Genomic DNA, 228 nt, shown 5'->3' with positions numbered 1-228 from the left:
ACACTAGTGGGTATTGTTACATTTAGTGTTCTATGGATATATATGGATGATATTTTAAAACTGTCCCTTTACACTATTGAAGATAGTGTGAGCTTAATTGGTAGCTTAATGGTTATCATGGGACTTGCAGTGGCTCTCCTACTTATCTTCTTATCTGTTTTGGATTATATGTATCAGAAGTATGATCACGAAAAGAATATTCGGATGTCTAAACAAGATGTAAAAGAT

Annotated in this window: 1 protein-coding gene; it reads left to right on the top strand. The window is 32.9% G+C overall.

The annotated features are described in order from the left end of the window. Window positions 1-6 precede the first annotated feature (6 nt). On the top strand, window positions 7-228 hold a 222-nt coding region (locus tag AOA60_RS00045), incomplete at its 3' end, for an EscU/YscU/HrcU family type III secretion system export apparatus switch protein (RefSeq protein WP_256592773.1).

This window comes from Pseudomonas sp. 2822-17, assembly GCF_002742485.1.
GTDB lineage: Bacteria > Pseudomonadota > Gammaproteobacteria > Pseudomonadales > Pseudomonadaceae > Aquipseudomonas > Aquipseudomonas cyclaminis.
This window is presented reverse-complemented; position numbering and strand designations above follow the sequence as displayed.